The following is a 16,896-nucleotide window of genomic DNA, read 5'->3' as shown; positions in this document are numbered from 1 at the left end:
CGGCTTGTCCCTGCCCTGCCCCGTCAGGGGCGTGGCGATCAGTTCTTGCTGCCGCCGAAGGCGGTGTCGTACTGGCTATTGCCGGCGAACGTGGCGATACCGGCCAGGGTGGCGGCGTTGGCGCCGAAGAACTGGCCCTGGGTGGCACCGGCAACGGTGCCGTTGGCGGTGGCGGTACCCGCGAACGAGGCGTTGGCGGCGTTGATGTTGGCGTTGACGTTGATCGCCAGGCCGCCACCGGTCAGGCCGCCGAGCAGCTTGCCGCTGCCGAAGTCCGCACGGAAGGTGCCGGACAGCAGGTTGCTGCCGTTGAACTTGTTCAGGCCCGCGACGCTGTAGGTGGCTACGCCGGCCGGCAGCGTGGTGCCGGCACGGTCACCGACGAAGTACACCTGGCGGTTGTTGAAGCCACCGGCGGCGCCATCCTTGGACCATTCGCCGAACCACACATCGCCGCTGCCGACCTTGACGAAGTTGAAGTGGCCCATGCCGGCATGGCTGCCTGGTGCGCCGGTGATCGGCATGGCCAAGGTGCGCACGGCGGTGCCATTGACGGTGGTGGTGCCCGAGTACAGGCTCAGGCCCTGGAAATCGACCGGCTTTGCGTTGGACACGGTGCCGACGCCGATACCGGCCTTGCCTGCCTGGTGCGGGCCACCGTTGACCTGCGATTCGCCGACGGCGACGTACAGCTCGGCGTCGGTCACCGGGCTGGCCGCACCGACGATGTCAGCGGCATGCGCGGCGCCGGCCAGGGCAAAGGTGGCAGCAACGGCGAGCACCGAGCGGGAGGTCATCTTCATGGTATTGCTCCTTGGGTTGTGGGAACTACGGGTACAACGCTTGAAAGCCGGAGGTCAGAAGCGCGCGGTGATGCCGAGCTTGAGGGTGCGGCCCGGCGCCGGCAGCGTGGAGCGCGTGGCCGGGTCGACGTAGTAGCGGTTGCCGAGGTTGCTGCCCACCAGCTCGACGCTGGCGTGCTCGTTGAAGCGCCAGCGCGCGTATACATCGACGGTGGTGATGTTGCCCCAGGTGAACGGCACGTTCTGCCACAGCAGGCTGCTGCCACCGGCCAGCAACCGGTCGCGGTAGGCCTGCAGGTCGGGGTTTTCGTGGCGCTGGTAGTGCACGATGCGGCTGCCCAGTTCCAACCGTTCATCGAACAGGCGCGTACCGAGCGACAGGTTCACCGACAACTTCGGAATCGCCTGGGTCAGCAGGTAGCCACTGACGAAGCCGTCCTGCACGCAGTTCGGCACCAGGCCACGGTTGGCGTCCAGCAGCACTGCCGTGCTTTCGTCGCACACCTCGTTTTCCAGCGTGCGCGAAATACCCAGGTCGGTGAAGAACCGCCGGTTGTCGAAGCGTGCCTGCAGCTCGATGCCGCGGATGGTCTGCTTGTCGATGTTGTCGAACAGGAAGTAGGCGTCGCGCTCGATCACGTTGCGGGTCTTGTGCACGTAATAGGCCAGTTTGACGTCGGCATCGGCGGTGTTGCCGAACAGGCCCGACAGGTTGTGCACGTAGCCCAGCTCGTAGTTGTAGGCATGCTCGGGCTTGAGCGTGTACAGCGGATTGAGGCTGCTGGAGAACGCGATGGTGCTTTCGAACATGCTGGGGAAGCGCACTGCTTCGCTGTAGCGCAGGTAGACGCGCGCGGCCCTGGACAGGTTCACCGTGGCCGAGAAAGTGGGCAACCACGCGTGATCGCGGCGGCGGTCATTGCGCCCGTCCACCGGCCGCGACTGCATGGTGTTGCCGATATTGCAGACCAGGTCGCTGCCGGGGTAGATCGGCAGCACGCCGGGTATGGCCGCCACCTTGCCGTTGAGACAGGGGTTGGTCGCACGGGCATAGTTGCCGTTGGCATCGGGCAACCACGGAAGCCGATGTTCCACCGCCTGCGGCGTCTCGTAGTACGCCAGCAGACCATGCAGTGCATCGTCAATCACCGAACCCATGCCGATGCTCTCCCAGAACTCGCGTTCGGCCTCCAGTGCATCGATCTCCGCTTGCAGGCTGGCCGGCCGCTCGGGCAACTCATTCGTCCGGTAGGTCGCCTCCTTGTTGCCCACGCCCTTCGTCAGCAGCTCCGGATGCGCCTGCAGGAAATCATCGAAGGCCCAGTAGCGGCTGTAGCGCACGCCGGCGTTGAGGGTCAGGAAGTCGACCGGACGCCATTCGAGGTTGAGATAGCCTTCGCCCTCCTGGCGCCGGCCAGCACGTGGAAACATGCGCCATCCATCGGTCGTGCCGAAGTACGGGTCGCGCGAACCCAGCTTCTCGTACTGCCAGTTGCCGCCCACGGTCAGGTCCAGGGTGGAATGCAGCGCAAAGCGGTTGCTCAGGGTCAGGCCGGTGCGGTCATTGCGCGCATTTGCCAGTGCGGTGTTGCGCAGGATCGGGCTGACCCCGGGATTCCACGCCGGATTGCCCGGTGCGAAATTGGGAAACCCACCGGCGGTGTAGGTATCGCTGTCTGTCTCGGTGCGCCACAGGTTGGCGTACAGATCAAGCCAATGACTGTCGGCGGGCTGGAAACGGTACTCGAGGTTCCACGCATCGGAATCGACCCGGCTGAGCGGCCACTGGATGCGACCATAATCCGGCGCCGACAGGATGCGCGACGGCATGATCTCGCCGTAGTGCGACAGCGTGCGCCGCCAGGTCGCCTTCAACTGCTGGTCATCGTTGATCTGCCAGCTGCCCTTGACCAGCCAGGACTCCTGTTCGCTGGAGGTATTGGGCACTTCATCGCCCGGCTTGAAGTAGCGCGCCAGCGTCGTGATGTAGTCGATGCCCTGGTACTCGTACTGCTCGCGCCGGTCCTGGTCGTAGTACGCGCTTCCCTTGCTGCCGGAGAAGTAGTTGCCGCGCTTGCGCCAGGCGTAGGCGGCCATCAGGTCGACGTTGTCGCCACGCACGCCCAGCGCCAGGCGCCAGGCCTGGTCCTCGCCATCGAAAGGGTTGTTGCCACTGCGCGACTTCACCGGCACCACCAGGGTGCGGTCGTCATAGGGCGAGTTCGGCGAGCCCTGCGGGAAGCCCGGTACGTTTCGGTAGTCCTCGCCGGTGTGCAGGCGAGGCAGGCGTGGGGCCACCGCATTGCTGCTGCCTTCGATCTTCAGCTCCCCGCCGAAGCGCTCGCCGGCAGCAACAATGTCGTCAACGTCGATGGTCTTGATCACCAGCGCACCACCGATCCCGCTGTGCACATCGCGCACCAGCCCTGGCCCCTTGATGACCTGGATGCCACCAATCAGGTTGGGATCGATGTAGTTGCGGTTGCTGACGCCGTTGTAGCCGCGCCAGACCGTGAGCGCCTGTTCGCCACCGTCGATGCTGACCGGCACCCGCCCCGGCCCCTGGATGCCGCGGATGTTGATGTCCAGCGCGCCGCTGTTGCGCGCATCGCCACTGAACACGCCGACCAGATCCTTGACCACGTCGGCCGGGTTGGAGCCGCGGTAGCGCTCCACCCGGTCGCGCCCCGAATACGCCGTGGTCAGGTCCAGCGCGAACACATCATCGTAGCCGCGCCGATCGCGCGCCTCACCCCCTTCCGACTGAAGGCGACCGGCCACGTCCAGTGTCTCGGTCACCCGCACCCCTTCCCCTTCACCCGCCTCCGCTGCGGCCCGCAGGCTCCAGGTGCCGTCCATGCCGCGCTGCGCGCGCACGCCGCTGCCGCGCAACAGCTGCTGCAGGGCCTGCATCTGGCTGTACTCGCCACTCACCGCGCTGGAGCGACGGCCTTCCACCAGGTCGCTGCGGAACACCACCTGCACATCGGCTTGGCGGCCAAAGGCACGCACGGCATCAGCAAGGGGTTGTTCCGGAATGGTGTACTGGCGCAGCGGCGCGACGATCGCCGGTTGCGCCTGCACGGCCGGCACCCAGGCCAGCGGCAGCAATGCGGTGGAGATGGCCAGGGCCAGGACAGTGGCGCGGCGATGACAGGCGGATGCCGTGGACGGCATGGACAGGAACTCCTCAAGCGGGGCGGGACCACCGGCACATCCGGTGCCGGTGGCGTGTCTGGCTTGAGGAAAAACGGTGTTTCGCTCTGGCTATACCTCTATAGACAGCGGGGCACAGCGAGTGCCCACGGTTTTTTCATGTTTTTTTTCATGCCGCGGTTTCCGCCAGGAAACGGCGGCACCTCACCACACCACCAGCGCGCCGCCGGGCAAGCGCTGCACGCGCAGTCCTGCCTGCGCGGCCACCGCGTCGATGGCGGTCTCCGGTTGCTGCAGGTGGAACAGGCCACTGACCCGTACGCGTGCGCCCTGCCCGCCCAGCACCCAGACCGGGGCACGACGGTAGCGTGCCAGATCGGCGATGGCCTGCGTGGCCGGCTGATCGTCGATCACGACCTCTCCCCGCCGCCACGGTGCCATGGACCCGGGATCTTCCCGCTGCACCGGCTGCAGCCAGCGCCCGTCACGGAACACACGTGCCTGCCCGGCGTGCAGGCGCTGCACGCTGCCATCGCCCGGGCGCACATCGACCACGCCCTCGCTGACTTCGGTGGTTATGGTGGCGTCCTGCATCGACACGCTGAACGCCGTGCCGATATCGCGGATCTGGCCACCGCCGGCCTCGACCTGGAACGGTCGCTGCTCATGCGCCACCTGGAACCAGGCCTTCCCGCGCAGCAGGCGCACGCGCCGCTGCTCGCCGTCGAACGCGAGTGCCAGCGCGGTGCCGGCATCGAGTACCGCCGTGCTGCCGTCCTCCAGCTGCACCACGCGCGGTGCATCGCTGCTGCGCAGGTCACTACGTGCCAGCAGCAGCGCGTGCGGCGCAGCGGCAACCATCAGCACCACCGCGGCAGCACTGGCCAGCAGCCACGGCAGGCGGCGGCGCGGCGCGATCGGACGCAGCCCTTGGCGATCCGCCGTCAACTCGGGCAGCGCGGCCAGCACGTCGGGCCCGGCGGCATCCAGCCCCTGCCAGAAGGCCTGCTGCCGACGCCAGGCCAGCGCATGGCGGGGATCGGCCTGCAGCCAGCGCTGCAGGGTTCGTTGCTGGCGTTCCGGCAGCGGGCCTGCACTGCACCGGATCACCCAGCGCAACGCCTGCCTGGCCTGACGCGGCGAGGGTTCGGACGTGGTCATGGTTGTGGCCTGCCGCACCACGAACGGGTGCGCTTTCCTGTTGTGACAACGGCGGGCGCGATCTGCCCACGGCAATCGCCGCTCATCGATGCATTCCCTGCTGGTGCTGCTGGATCAGCAACGCAGCGCGCAGCACATGCTTGCCGACCAGGCTCTTGGAAATGCCGAGCCGGGCGGCGATCTCGCGCTCGCTCAGGCCCAGGTAGCGGTTGAGCACGAAGCATTCGCGTACCTGCGCTGGCAACGCGAGGATGGTCTGGGTGATCTCGCGCAGTTGCGCCTGGTCCAGCGCCTGGGCCTCGCCGTCGTGGCCCACCTCCGCCATCTCGGTGGCGTACTCGGCCATCGCACGCCGCTCGCGGGCGTCGGCCTGGCTGCGGTTGAGCGCGTGGTGGTAGGCCATCCGGTACAGATAGCCGCGCGGCTCCAGGATGGGCGGGTCGCCGGGCACACTGCTGGCCTTCAGGTACAGGTTCTGCAGGGTGTCCTCGGTACTGGCCGGGTCGAGGTAGCGCGCGATGAAGCGAGACAACGCACGGCGCTCGCGGATCAGCAGCTCGACCAGCGCCAGGGCATTGGGAGACATAGGTGCCAAGGCCGGACCGGGGAATGATGGGCGTGATGGCGACGGTCCGAGCCGGGATTGTAGGCGTCCGGCCGCGATACCGCACCCCCGTTCAGCGACGTCGCCACAGGCAGGACCTTCGGCCTATGAAGATTTCGTGAAGATGATGCTATGTTATATCGTCCCATTTGTAGCGACCCCTTCCCATGTCCCGTTCCGTCCCCGCCCGCCGACTGTCCGGCGCGATCCTCCTCGCCCTGGCCCCCGTACTGGCAGCGGCGGCAGAGGCACCTTCGCAGCTGGATCCGATCGTGGTGACCGCCACTGCCACCGATCGCCTGGCCAGCGACGCCCCCGCCTCCATCAGCATGATCACCCGTGAGCAGATCCAGCTGCGGCCGGTGCTGGATCTGGCCGACGCACTGCGCGGCAGCCCGGGCGTCACCGTGGCCGGCGTCGGCTTCGGGCGTCGTGGCATCCGCATCCGCGGCATGGACCCTGGCTACACACTGGTGCTGCTGGACGGCCAGCGCGTAAGCGCGTCGGCCGATGCCATCGCCCACTCGGATTTCGACCTGGGCTGGCTGCCGGCTGCGGCGATTGAACGCATTGAGGTGGTACGTGGCCCGATGTCCTCGCTGTATGGCTCGGAGGCACTGGGCGGCGTGGTCAACGTAATCAGCCGCCGCGCCACCGACGACTGGCAGGGCAACCTGGTCTACAACGCTGGCGTGGTGGGCGGCGACCGCGGCGGCAACACCGCACAGGCCGGCGTCTATGCGGGTGGCGCACTGCTGCCCGGCACGCTGGGCCTGAGCGTATTTGCCGAACACCGGCAGAAGGACGCCACCCGCGACCCAACCGACGACCGCCTGGACGAGCAGGAGGGACGCCGCGCCAACACCGGCCGCGCGGTACTGACCTGGACCCCGGACGCACACCAGCGCATCGACCTGTCGCACCTGCAGGGCCGCGAGGAACGCCGCCGCCATGCGCTGCAGGCCGGTGCCGCACCCTATGTGTACGAGACCATCGACGACATTCGTCGCCGCCAGACCACGCTGAGCCATCAGGGCGACTGGGACTGGGGCCAGACCCGGGTCAGTGCCTACCGAGCGACGCTGGACCGCGACAACCGTCGCGACCGCGGCGAGGCCTCGCGGCCGCAGCAGCTGACCGACCAGATCGTCGATGCGCGCGCCACCGTTGCGCTGGGTGCACGCCACCGCGTCAGCGTCGGCGGCGAATGGCGGCGGCAGGAACTGGATGATGCGGCGGGCGCACGCAGTGGTCACCTGCAGTCCAACCAGAGCGCGCTGTTCGTGCAGGACGAGATCCAGGTGAGCGACGCGCTCTCGCTGGTGTTCGGCAGCCGCGGTGATCGCCATCCCGAGTTCGGCTGGCACCACAGCCCCCGTGCGTATGCGGTGTGGCATGCCACCGACGCGCTGACAATCAAGGGCGGCATCGGCAGCGGCTTCAAGGCCCCGAGCCTGAAACAGCTTTCGCCGGAGTACTCCGCCGTGGGCGGCGGTGGGCGTTTCACCATTGTCGGCAACCCACAGTTGAAGCCGGAACAGAACACCAGCGCCGAGCTGTCAGTGGCCTGGCAGCAGCAGCGCTGGTCGTTGCAGGCCACTGCCTTCCAGAATGACCTGAAGGACCTGATCCAGACCACCTGCGTGCGTGCCTGCGGCGTGCGCGGCCGCGAACTGCGCAACTACACCAACGTGGCCCGTGCACGCATCCGTGGCCTCGAGCTGGCCGGTACCGCGCCGATCAGCGAGCATCTGTCCTTCGAGGCGAACTGGAGCTGGCTGGACCCACGCGACCGTCAGGCCGACCAATGGCTGCCGGAACGTCCGCGCCGTAGCGGTGCAACCGCGCTGAACTGGCAGCGCGGCCCCCTGCAGGCCGCCGTGCGCGGCGAGTACATCGGCCCACAGCAGCAGGTGGCCGGCAGCAGCCAGGTGACCCTGCCCGACTACTGGCTGTGGTCGCTGGACGCGCGCTGGCGCGTGAGCACGGCGGTGAGCGTGGTGGCCGGCATCGACAACCTGGCCGACACGCGGCTGGATGAAACCGGTGCGCTGTACCCGTACCCGGAAACCGGCCGCTACGTGCATGCCGGCATCGAACTGGCCTTCTGACCATGCGCAGCGGGTGGACATGGCTGCTGCTCGGGTGGCTGATGCTTGGCACATCGGCCCGTGCCGAGCCCGCCCCCTTGCGGGTGGAGGTGGTCAGCAGCAGCTTCGTGCTGCCCGGCAGGATCGCCCGCCTGGACGCGCTGGGTGCGCCTGCAGGGGTGCGCTTCCAGCAGCGCGTGGTCGACCCGGCGGCGGCGCTGCCCGCTGGCTGGCCAGCGGGCGCCGACCTGGTGCTGCTGGACACGCCGCGACCGACGGATGTCGAAGAGGTCATGGCGGTGGTCGGTGGCCCCTTGCAGAACGGCAAGGTACCCTGGCTGCGCGTGGGTGGCGGCGCACCTGCCTCCGGGCAGCTTCCGGCCGAAGCCGCGCGCAGGATCGCCGGCTACTACGGCAACGGTGGCGAGGCCAACATCCGCACGCTGGCGGCATACCTGCAGGCCTGGCGCAGCGGTGCCGGGACCGACGGACTGCCGCTGCCGCAGGTGCTGCCGGCCACCGGCTACAGCACGGGCGGCAGCCACTGGCTGGACAGCCCACACGCATTGCAGGCGCAGTGGCAGCGCGACAATCAGGTGACATGGCCGAAGGTGGCGGTGCTGATTTCCGGCAGCATGCTCAGCGGCATGCAGACCCAGGTGCTGGACGCACTGATCGAGGCAGGACGCGTGCGCAAGGTTGCGCTGTTCGGCGTCTGGTTCGATGCCGCCGCCGAGGACGGCCTGCAGCAGGCGCTGCGCGGCATCGAGGTGGATGCGCTGGTCAACCTGACCCATCTGCAGAACGGCAGCGCGCGTGCCGCCGAATTTTCCGCACTGGACGTGCCGGTGCTGCAGGCACTGAACCACCGGCAAGGCGGCGCGGATGACTGGCGCGCGGCGACCACCGGCATCCCGATGGCGACCCTGGCAAGCTTCGTCGCCGTGCCCGAAGCCTGGGGCGCCAGTGATCCGATCGTGGTCTCGGCCAATGCGCGCGGCGAACTGCAGCCGATTCCCGAACAGATCGATGCACTGGCCGCCAAGCTGCAGCGGCTGGCCGCGCTGCGCCACACCGCCGCGGCCGACAAACGCGTGGCGCTGCTGTTCTGGAATGCGCCGGACGGCGAACGCAACCTGTCCGCGTCGCATCTCAACGTGCCGCGCAGCATCGAGGCGCTGCTGCCACGCCTGGCACAGGCCGGGTATTCGACGCAGCCGGTGGATGAAAGGACCCTGATCTCGCAGCTGCAGGCGCTGCTGGGAGGCTACTACCATCCCGAGCGGTTGGACGCGCTGCTCGATGCCGGGCTGGCCGATACCCTGCCGGTGGCCGACTACCGCCGCTGGCTGGCCACCCTGCCCGCTTCGCGCCGCGATGAACTGCGCACACAGTGGGGCGATCCTGCACACCACCCCGCGGTACGCCAGCGGCACGGACAGGCCGAGTTCGTGCTGCCGCGCCTGCGCCTGGGCAACCTGCTGCTGATGCCGCAGCCCCCGCGCGCGGGCCGAGTCGGCGAGGCCACCCACGATATGGCATCGGTGCCGAGCCATTACTACCTGGCGGCGTACCTGTACCTGCGCCAGCAGTGGAGGGCCGATGCGCTGATCCACTTCGGCACCCACGGCACGCAGGAATGGACGCCGGGCAAGGACCGCGGCCTGTGGATTGCCGATTATCCGTGGCTGGCGGTGGGCGAGCTGCCGGTGTTCTACCCGTACATCCAGGACAACGTCGGCGAGGCGATCCAGGCCAAGCGCCGTGGCCGTGCGGTGGTGGTCAGCCACCAGACCCCGCCGTTCGCGCCGTCCGGCCTGTACGACGAGCTGCGCGACCTGCACGCGGTGGTGCACGAACTGCAGCAGCTGGACCAGGGGCCGGTGCGTGATGCCACCGCCGCACGCCTGCGCACCCTGGCCACCGACAGTGGCATCGCCGCCGACCTGGGCTGGAGCGCGGTGGACATGCAGGCCCGCTTCGAGAGCTTTCTGCCGGTGCTGCACGACCACCTGCACGAACTTGCCCGGCGCAACCTGCCACTGGGGCTGCATACCTTCGGCGAACCGGCTTCGCCCGAGCACCGCCTGCTGATGGTGATGCAGCAGCTGGGGCCGGGCTATCTGAAAGCGCTGGGCGAGGATCCGATGGAGGCCACTGCGGTGGACTACCGGCAGATCCAGCAGGGCCTCGGCTATCGCACGCTGCTGCACCACCTGCGCGAAGGTGCGCCGATCGGCAGCGTCGCCACCCCTGACCTGCGCGCAGCGCTGCAGCATGCCGTGCAACTGGATACAGCTCTGGCCGATACACAGGAGATCAAATCGCTGCTGCATGGCCTCGGGGGTGGCTTCGTACTGCCCGGCGCCGGTGGCGACCCGATACGCACGCCGGAACTGCGCAGTGGCCGCAACCTGTTCGCGTTCGAACCCGACCGCATTCCCACCCGCGCAGCGTTCGACACCGGCGAGCTCGCCCTGCAGCAGCTGCTGCAGGCCTATCGTGATGATCACGATGGGCAGCTACCACGCAAACTCGCCATCAGCCTATGGTCGAGCGAGGCCATCCGCCACCTTGGCGTGCTGGAGGCGCAGGTACTGCACGCACTGGGCCTGCGCCCGCGCTGGGACAGTGGTGGCAAGGTGATCGCCCTGGACATCGTGCCCGATGCAGAACTGCAACGCCCACGCATCGACGTGGTGATCCAGGCCACCAGCGTCTACCGCGACCAGTTCGATCCGTTCCTGCGACTGCTGGCTGGCGCCATCGAGCAACTGGCGGCGATGCCGGCCTCGCCCGGCAACCCGATTGCCGCCAATGCACTGGCGTTGCGACAGCGCCTGCAGCGTGACGGCGTCCCTGCGGACGAGGCGCAGCGCTTGTCGCGCCTGCGCATCTTCAGCAATGCGCCCGGCGAGTATGGCAGCGGCCTGAACCATGCCGTGCTGGCGCGCGGCAGCGCGGCGGGCAAGGACGATGCGGCGCTGGCCCGCGGCTTCCTGGATCGCCTGCAGCACGGCTACGGCAGCGATGGCCAGGCGACCACCCTGCCCGGCGGCAACCTGTTCGCCGAACAGCTGCGCGGCGTGCAGGCGGCGGTGCTGTCGCGCTCCTCCAACACCCATGGGCTGCTCAGCACCGACCATCCTTTCGAGTACCTGGGCGGGCTGGCGCTGGCCGTGCGCCACCTCGATGGCACCAGCCCGGCACTGTACGTCTCCGACCTGCGCGAACCGGCACCGCGCACGCGCAGCACCGCACGCTTCCTCGCCGATGAGCTGCGCGCGCAGACACTGAACCCGCAGTGGATCGGTGCGATGCAGGCCGAGGGCTATGCCGGCACGCTGGAAGTACTGAAGAACGTCGACAACCTGTTCGGCTGGCAGGTGACCGCGCCAGCTACCGTCCGCGCCGACCAGTGGCAGGCGGTGCATGACACCTTCGTGCGCGACAGCCGGCAGCTGGGCCTGGCGCAGTGGTTCGAGCAGCACAACGCCAGCGCGCAGGTGCAGATGATCCAGCGCCTGCAGGAGGCGATCACGCGCGGCTACTGGCAACCCGATGACCACACCCGCGCGGAACTGCAGGCACGCCTGCAGCAGCTGCAGGCTTCGCCAGCGCCGGGGCCGGCACCAACGCAGGCACGCCCGGGCTATGGGCTCGGCCGCGCCGCCGCCACACCGGCAACCCGCGCTGCGGCCTCCGCGGCTCAACAACCCGCCACCGTCGAAGCGGCCGCCACTCCTTCGCCGAAGGTGCGAGGCCAGGTGATGCGGCAGGTGCCGCCGCCGGCTGCGCACTCGCCTGCCACGCGCTGGGCGCCCGGTGTGCTGCTGGCCCTGCTCGGTGCAGGTGCCGTGCTGCAGTCACGGCGCAACGCACGGCGCGCCGGTCCTTCCCGTTCCCCTTCCAACACGGCTTCCGCATGAACGCGCTTGAATCCACGCTCTACGATCTCTCCCACCTGTTCCTCGTTCCGGTCCTGCTGCTGATCCTGCTGTCGCTGGCCTATGCCTTCCTCAGCTTCGGTGCCTTCCTGTGGGAAGGACTGCAGCGCCGCCGCGGCCGCCACCGGCCCGAGCTGCTGGCCTGGCAGGCCCGCCACGGCGGCTGCAGCGACGATCTGGAACTGCATATCCTCAAACGCCTGGAAGGCCTGCGCATCGTCTCGCGCACCGCACCGATGCTGGGCCTGGTCGCGACCATGATCCCGATGGGCCCGGCACTGCTGGCGCTGACCCGCAGCGACGCGCAAGGCGTGGGCGAGAACATGGTGGTGGCTTTCTCGTCGGTGATCCTGGCCCTGGTTGCCGCCAGCCTGACCTATCTGGTGCTGACCGTGCGCCGGCGCTGGCTGCTGCAGGAACTGCGCCTGTTCGAACGCCAGCAGGAGGCGCACTGATGCGCTTCCTGGATGACGACGAAGCCGACGACCCGATCCTGTCGGTGGTGAACCTGATCGACCTGTTCCTGGTGGTCACCGGCATCCTGATGATCGTGATCGTGCGCAATCCGCTCAATCCGTTCGCCAGCCAGGACGTCACCGTGATCGAGAACCCCGGCCAGTCCGACATGCGCATCACCGTGAAGCAGGGCGAGGAGCTGACCCGCTACGAGTCCACCGGCGAGATCGGCGAAGGCGGCGGGGTCAAGGCCGGCGTGACCTATCGGCTGCCGGACGGACGCATGGTGTATGTGCCGGAGGGGACCACCCCGGCCCGGTAGATCCAGGCCTTGCGGGGTGGGCCTGCGCGGGCCACCTCCACGCTCGCCGCAACCTACGGTTCGTCCAACGCCTCGAAACGCTCGGCGAGGTAATCGATCAACGCACGCACCGCAGGCAACAGGCCGCGTCGCGACGGGAACACCGCGTGCACGATGCCGTGCCTGGGCACCCACTCCGGCAGCACCGGCACCAGCGCCCCGCTCTCCAGCTCATCGGTGATCATCATCCGCGGCAGCATCAACAACCCGACCCCGGCCACCGCGGCGGCGCGCAGCGCGATCATGTCGTCACTGACGAGGCGCGGGCGGTGATGCACGCTGGCCTGCACGTCGTCCGGCCCGGTGTATTCCCAGGCATGCTGCTGGCTGGGCGATGCCAGATCGACGGTCGGCATCATCGCCAGGTCGGCCGGCACCAGCGGCGTGCCGAACCGTTCCAGCAGGGCCGGGCTGGCACTGGTGCACCAGACCCGGCGCGCCAGCACGCGCACCACCAGGTCGCTGTCCTCCAGCGGCGGCGGCCGCACCCTTATCGCCACATCCACGCCCTCGCCCACCACGTCCACGCGGCGGTTGGTGGCATCCAGCTGCACCGTGACCTGCGGGTGCAGGGCCAGGAAGTCGGCCAGCATGGGCCCGATGCGCGCGTGCAGGATCGCGATCGGGCACGCCAGGCGGATCGTGCCGCGCGGCTCGGCGCGCGACATCGCGATGGCTTCTTCGGCTGCTTCGGCCTCGACCAGCATCGCCTTGCAGTGGCGGTAGTAGTCCTGGCCGACTTCGGTGACTGAAAAGCGCCGCGTCGAACGCTGGATCAGGCGCACGCCCAGGCGCTCCTCCAGCAGCGCGATGCGCCGGCTCAGCTTCGACTTGGGCATGGCCAGCGCCCGGCCAGCCTGCGAAAAGCCGCCGTGCTCGACCACCATGGCGAAGTAGAACAGGTCGTTGAGGTCACAACGGCGGATGTCTGCGATGAACACGGGCGATCTCCTGCGGCGGCGCAATGCCTGCACCATTGTTCACCCGATAGGACTATGACGGCAAATATTGGCGTCTACCGGCCCCATTGTCGCGGCGATACCTTCTTTGCAACGAAGAACAGCGGCCGGCAGCCCCGGCCAGGAGATCGCCATGAAGCGTGTCACCGGTACCTACAGCGCCCCTCGCCCGCATTGGGTTGGCGACGGATTCCCCGCCCGCTCGATGTTTTCCTACAACACCCATGGCCAGCACCTGAGCCCGTTCCTGCTGCTGGACTATGCCGGTCCGTACACCTTCGCCCCCAGCGAGACCCCGCGTGGGGTCGGCCAGCATCCGCACCGCGGTTTAGAGACGGTCACCATCGTCTATGAGGGCGAGGTCGCCCACCGCGATTCGACCGGGGCCGGCGGCACCATCGGCCCGGGTGACGTGCAGTGGATGACGGCTGCCTCCGGCATCCTCCACGAGGAATTCCACACGCCGGCATTCAGCAAGCGCGGCGGCACGCTGGACATGGTGCAGCTGTGGGTCAACCTGCCGGCGCGGGACAAGATGGGCGCACCGGGCTACCAGACCCTGCTCGACGCAGAGATCCCCTCGGTGGATCTACCCGATGGCGCCGGCCGCGTGCGTGTCATCGCGGGCCGCTTCGACGGCCACGCCGGTCCGGCACGTACCCACACGCCGATGGATGTCTGGGACATCCGCCTGCAGCAGGGCCATCACGCCGAACTGCCGGTGGCCGATGGCCGCACGCTGGCGGTGGTGGTGCTGAAGGGCACGGTCCGGATCAACGGCGGCCAACCGGTCGGCGAAGCACAGCTGATCACCTTCGACCGCAACGGCGAGGACGTGTTCGTCGATGCCGACAGCGACGCCACCCTGCTGCTGCTCAGCGGCGAGCCGATCGACGAGCCGGTGGTGGGCTACGGCCCGTTCGTGATGAACAGCCAGGCCGAGATCGCACAGGCGGTCAACGACTTCAACAGCGGCCGTTTCGGCCAGATCGCGCACTGAGCGCTTCCGCGCGGCGGGCGATGACCCGCCGCGCCAATGGGCCATCGCCCACCTTCCCCAGGAGACTGACCATGAGTACCCCCGCCAACTTCAACGGTGCCCGCCCGGTGATCGACCCGGACAACGCCGCGATGCTGCTGATCGACCACCAGAGCGGCCTGTTCCAGACCATCGGTGACATGCCGTTCACCAGCGTGCGCGCCCACGCCACGGCGCTGGCGAAGATGGCCACGCTAGCCAGGATGCCGGTGATCACCACCGCCTCGGTCCCACAGGGTCCGAACGGGCCGCTGATTCCGGAGATTCACGAGGCTGCACCGCATGCGCAGTACGTGGCACGCAAGGGCGAGATCAACGCCTGGGACAACCCGGAATTCGTTGCCGCAGTGAAGGCTACTGGCCGCAAGCAGCTGATCATCGCCGGCACCATCACCAGCGTGTGCATGGCATTTCCGTCGATCGCCGCCGTGGCCGACGGCTACCAGGTGTTCGCGGTGATCGATGCCTCGGGCACCTATTCGAAGATGGCCGAAGAGATCACCCTGGCCCGCGTGGTGCAGGCCGGCGTGGTGCCGATGGACACCGCCGCGGTGGCCTCGGAGATCCAGCGCAGCTGGAACCGCGACGATGCCCAGCAATGGGCCGAGGTCTACACGAAGATCTTCCCGAACTACCAGCTGCTGATCGAAAGCTACCTGAAGGCGCAGGACGTGCAGAAGAACCACGAGCAGCTGGATTCGCAGCGCAGCTGAGCTGCCCCCGGGGTGCCGGCCCGCTGCCGGCACTCCTCCCAACCAGAGACCCATCATGTCCAGTGAACCGATCCGCGACCCGGCCAGCGACCACCTGCTGACCCCGCAGAATTCCGCCTTCATCATCATCGACTACCAGCCGGTGCAGGTGAACTCCATCGCCTCGATGGACCGCCAGCTGCTGGTCAACAACATCGTCGGCACCGCCAAGGCCGCTGTGGCTTACGGTCTGCCGATCGTGCATTCGACGGTGAACGTCAAGACCGGCCTGAACGAGCCGCCGATTCCGCAACTGCGCAAGGTGCTGGGCGACTACCCCACCTACGACCGTACCACCATCAATTCCTGGGAAGACGTCGAGTTCCGCAAGGCGGTGGAGGCCACCGGCCGCCGCAAGCTGATCATGACCGCACTGTGGACCGAGGCGTGCCTGGCTTTCCCGGCCCTGGATGCGTTGAAGGAAGGCTATGAGGTGTATGTGGTGGTCGACGCCGTTGGTGGCACTTCGCTGGCGGCGCATGATGCCGCGTTGCGCCGCATCGAACAGGCCGGGGGCCAGCTGATCAGCGTGCCGCAGCTGTTCTGCGAGCTGCAGCGCGACTGGGCCCGCTCGGAAACGGTGCCGGCTTTCATGAACCTCTTCATTGAAACCGGTGGTACGGCAGGCATCCAGTTCTCGTACGATCGTACCGAGTGATTGGGTTGCGGCGCCGGTTCTGGCTGACGCCGCGTTTTGGAGCAGTCGAGCATGGCTCGACGCTATAGACAGATGGAGACTTCGATGGCCTACGCGCGCATTGTTTCGACCGGCGACAACTACCTGCACCACGTCAGCAATGGCAGCTTTGATGTGGATGCGGACGAGCCTGCCTCGCTGGGCGGCCAGGGCAAGGGCTTCGCGCCCTTCGATCTGTACCTGGCCTCGCTGGCCGCCTGCACCGCCATCACCCTGCGCATGTATGCGCAGCGCAAGGGCTGGGAACTGGGTGAGTTCCATGCCGAGCTGCGTTCGGAACGTGACGAAGATGGACGCTTCCACGTGCACCGCGTGCTGCATGCCAGCGCCGAGCTGAGCGATGCGCAATGGCAGCGCCTGCTGGAAGTGGTGGAGAAGACTCCAGTGACCCTGGTGATGCGCGAGGGCGCGCGCATCACCAGCGAACGCGGGGTGGCAGCGTAACCCCATGCACGCAGGGCGTGGATCTACATCAGCGCCGCGAGTGCAGCACGGTGCGCTGGCGCATCGCGTTGAATTCCTGCTCCACCTGCTGGATGTCTTCTGCCTGAAAACCGGCCGCATCCAGCAGCTGGTCGGCGGCGGCGGCGGCCAGCGGATCATCGTCACGCTGACGCCAGCAGCGCGCCGGCAGGAAATAGCCCACTTCGCTGCGCCCGCGCATGATCACCACCGGCCGGCCCGCATACAGCAGGAACTCGGCCAGGTGCTGGCGCAGCCCCTCCACCGAGACGTAGGCGGGCCCGATGCCCAGGGACTGGCTGGACGGTTCGGGACTCTCGAACAGCTTGCGACGGCTCATCCACTCCTCCTTTTGAACAACGCGTGGTCTCCTTTCCTTAGACGGGCGCATCGCTGCGCCCCCGCCACG

The 16,896-nt window shown here is 68.0% G+C and carries 14 protein-coding genes; 8 read left to right on the top strand and 6 right to left on the bottom strand.

What is annotated here, in order from left to right; all coding sequences use genetic code 11:
* Positions 1-38: 38 nt before the first annotated feature.
* From V3B30_RS00455 to V3B30_RS00440, 4 genes are all read right to left on the bottom strand, one after another.
* On the bottom strand, positions 39-803 hold the full coding sequence (locus V3B30_RS00455; RefSeq protein WP_262082430.1) for a Slam-dependent surface lipoprotein: 765 nt from the start codon (positions 801-803) through the stop codon (positions 39-41).
* A gap of 54 nt (positions 804-857) precedes the next feature.
* Complete coding sequence (locus tag V3B30_RS00450; RefSeq protein WP_262082429.1) at positions 858-3,980, bottom strand: TonB-dependent receptor; 3,123 nt, start codon at positions 3,978-3,980, stop codon at positions 858-860.
* A 183-nt stretch (positions 3,981-4,163) separates the two neighbouring features.
* Positions 4,164-5,120, bottom strand: coding sequence for a FecR domain-containing protein (locus V3B30_RS00445; RefSeq protein WP_100472725.1), 957 nt, complete (start codon positions 5,118-5,120; stop codon positions 4,164-4,166).
* An 82-nt stretch (positions 5,121-5,202) separates the two neighbouring features.
* Positions 5,203-5,706 carry an RNA polymerase sigma factor gene (locus tag V3B30_RS00440; RefSeq protein ID WP_262082428.1) on the bottom strand — a complete coding sequence of 168 codons (504 nt, stop codon included), beginning with the start codon at positions 5,704-5,706 and terminating at the stop codon, positions 5,203-5,205.
* 185 nt (positions 5,707-5,891) lie between these two features.
* Here V3B30_RS00440 and V3B30_RS00435 point away from each other — a divergent pair, with 185 nt between their 5' ends.
* Genes V3B30_RS00435 through V3B30_RS00420 form a run of 4 tightly spaced genes read left to right on the top strand, consistent with a single transcriptional unit; the run spans position 5,892 to position 12,539 of the window.
* On the top strand, positions 5,892-7,835 hold the full coding sequence (locus V3B30_RS00435) for a TonB-dependent receptor (protein WP_262082427.1): 1,944 nt from the start codon (positions 5,892-5,894) through the stop codon (positions 7,833-7,835).
* A 2-nt stretch (positions 7,836-7,837) separates the two neighbouring features.
* On the top strand, positions 7,838-11,743 hold the full coding sequence (gene cobN / locus V3B30_RS00430) for a cobaltochelatase subunit CobN (protein WP_262082426.1): 3,906 nt from the start codon (positions 7,838-7,840) through the stop codon (positions 11,741-11,743).
* Positions 11,740-12,216 (top strand): MotA/TolQ/ExbB proton channel family protein, encoded by a 477-nt coding sequence (locus tag V3B30_RS00425; protein ID WP_100472736.1) that lies wholly within the window; start codon positions 11,740-11,742, stop codon positions 12,214-12,216. The genes cobN and V3B30_RS00425 overlap by 4 nt, the downstream gene beginning before the upstream one ends.
* A complete protein-coding gene (locus V3B30_RS00420) occupies positions 12,216-12,539 on the top strand; it encodes a DUF2149 domain-containing protein (protein ID WP_262082425.1) in 324 nt (107 codons plus the stop codon). The genes V3B30_RS00425 and V3B30_RS00420 overlap by 1 nt, the downstream gene beginning before the upstream one ends.
* A gap of 53 nt (positions 12,540-12,592) precedes the next feature.
* On the opposite strand, the gene V3B30_RS00415 is transcribed toward V3B30_RS00420, so the two are convergent.
* Positions 12,593-13,519 carry a LysR family transcriptional regulator gene (locus V3B30_RS00415; protein ID WP_262082424.1) on the bottom strand — a complete coding sequence of 309 codons (927 nt, stop codon included), beginning with the start codon at positions 13,517-13,519 and terminating at the stop codon, positions 12,593-12,595.
* A 151-nt stretch (positions 13,520-13,670) separates the two neighbouring features.
* Between V3B30_RS00415 and V3B30_RS00410 the strand changes: the two genes are divergently transcribed.
* The 4 genes from V3B30_RS00410 to V3B30_RS00395 all read left to right on the top strand — a co-directional run bounded on the left by V3B30_RS00410 (position 13,671) and on the right by V3B30_RS00395 (position 16,469).
* A complete protein-coding gene (locus V3B30_RS00410; RefSeq protein WP_262082423.1) occupies positions 13,671-14,537 on the top strand; it encodes a pirin family protein in 867 nt (288 codons plus the stop codon).
* A 71-nt stretch (positions 14,538-14,608) separates the two neighbouring features.
* Positions 14,609-15,289 (top strand): hydrolase, encoded by a 681-nt coding sequence (locus V3B30_RS00405; RefSeq protein ID WP_100472748.1) that lies wholly within the window; start codon positions 14,609-14,611, stop codon positions 15,287-15,289.
* 55 nt (positions 15,290-15,344) lie between these two features.
* Complete coding sequence (locus V3B30_RS00400; protein ID WP_262082422.1) at positions 15,345-15,986, top strand: hydrolase; 642 nt, start codon at positions 15,345-15,347, stop codon at positions 15,984-15,986.
* 84 nt (positions 15,987-16,070) lie between these two features.
* Positions 16,071-16,469, top strand: a complete 399-nt coding sequence (locus tag V3B30_RS00395) for an OsmC family protein (protein WP_262082421.1) — start codon at positions 16,071-16,073, stop codon at positions 16,467-16,469.
* A gap of 28 nt (positions 16,470-16,497) precedes the next feature.
* On the opposite strand, the gene V3B30_RS00390 is transcribed toward V3B30_RS00395, so the two are convergent.
* Positions 16,498-16,827 carry a hypothetical protein gene (locus V3B30_RS00390; protein ID WP_049409507.1) on the bottom strand — a complete coding sequence of 110 codons (330 nt, stop codon included), beginning with the start codon at positions 16,825-16,827 and terminating at the stop codon, positions 16,498-16,500.
* Between the last annotated feature and the right edge of the window lie 69 nt (positions 16,828-16,896).

Origin of the sequence: Stenotrophomonas sp. SMYL41 (assembly GCF_036319965.1) — a bacterium.
GTDB classification, from domain to species: Bacteria; Pseudomonadota; Gammaproteobacteria; order Xanthomonadales; family Xanthomonadaceae; genus Stenotrophomonas; species Stenotrophomonas maltophilia_R.
The sequence above is the reverse complement of the archived record's forward strand: the minus strand, read 5'-3'. Positions and strand labels throughout refer to the sequence as shown.

Coding starts and splice junctions, on each gene's coding strand:
- V3B30_RS00445 (WP_100472725.1), bottom strand. CDS start 5,120: ATGACCACGTCCGAACCCTCGCCGCGTCAGGCCAGGCAGGCGTTGCGC.
- cobN (WP_262082426.1), top strand. CDS start 7,838: ATGCGCAGCGGGTGGACATGGCTGCTGCTCGGGTGGCTGATGCTTGGC.
- V3B30_RS00395 (WP_262082421.1), top strand. CDS start 16,071: ATGGCCTACGCGCGCATTGTTTCGACCGGCGACAACTACCTGCACCAC.
- V3B30_RS00435 (WP_262082427.1), top strand. CDS start 5,892: ATGTCCCGTTCCGTCCCCGCCCGCCGACTGTCCGGCGCGATCCTCCTC.
- V3B30_RS00400 (WP_262082422.1), top strand. CDS start 15,345: ATGTCCAGTGAACCGATCCGCGACCCGGCCAGCGACCACCTGCTGACC.
- V3B30_RS00405 (WP_100472748.1), top strand. CDS start 14,609: ATGAGTACCCCCGCCAACTTCAACGGTGCCCGCCCGGTGATCGACCCG.
- V3B30_RS00390 (WP_049409507.1), bottom strand. CDS start 16,827: ATGAGCCGTCGCAAGCTGTTCGAGAGTCCCGAACCGTCCAGCCAGTCC.
- V3B30_RS00455 (WP_262082430.1), bottom strand. CDS start 803: ATGAAGATGACCTCCCGCTCGGTGCTCGCCGTTGCTGCCACCTTTGCC.
- V3B30_RS00440 (WP_262082428.1), bottom strand. CDS start 5,706: ATGTCTCCCAATGCCCTGGCGCTGGTCGAGCTGCTGATCCGCGAGCGC.
- V3B30_RS00410 (WP_262082423.1), top strand. CDS start 13,671: ATGAAGCGTGTCACCGGTACCTACAGCGCCCCTCGCCCGCATTGGGTT.
- V3B30_RS00450 (WP_262082429.1), bottom strand. CDS start 3,980: ATGCCGTCCACGGCATCCGCCTGTCATCGCCGCGCCACTGTCCTGGCC.
- V3B30_RS00420 (WP_262082425.1), top strand. CDS start 12,216: ATGCGCTTCCTGGATGACGACGAAGCCGACGACCCGATCCTGTCGGTG.
- V3B30_RS00425 (WP_100472736.1), top strand. CDS start 11,740: ATGAACGCGCTTGAATCCACGCTCTACGATCTCTCCCACCTGTTCCTC.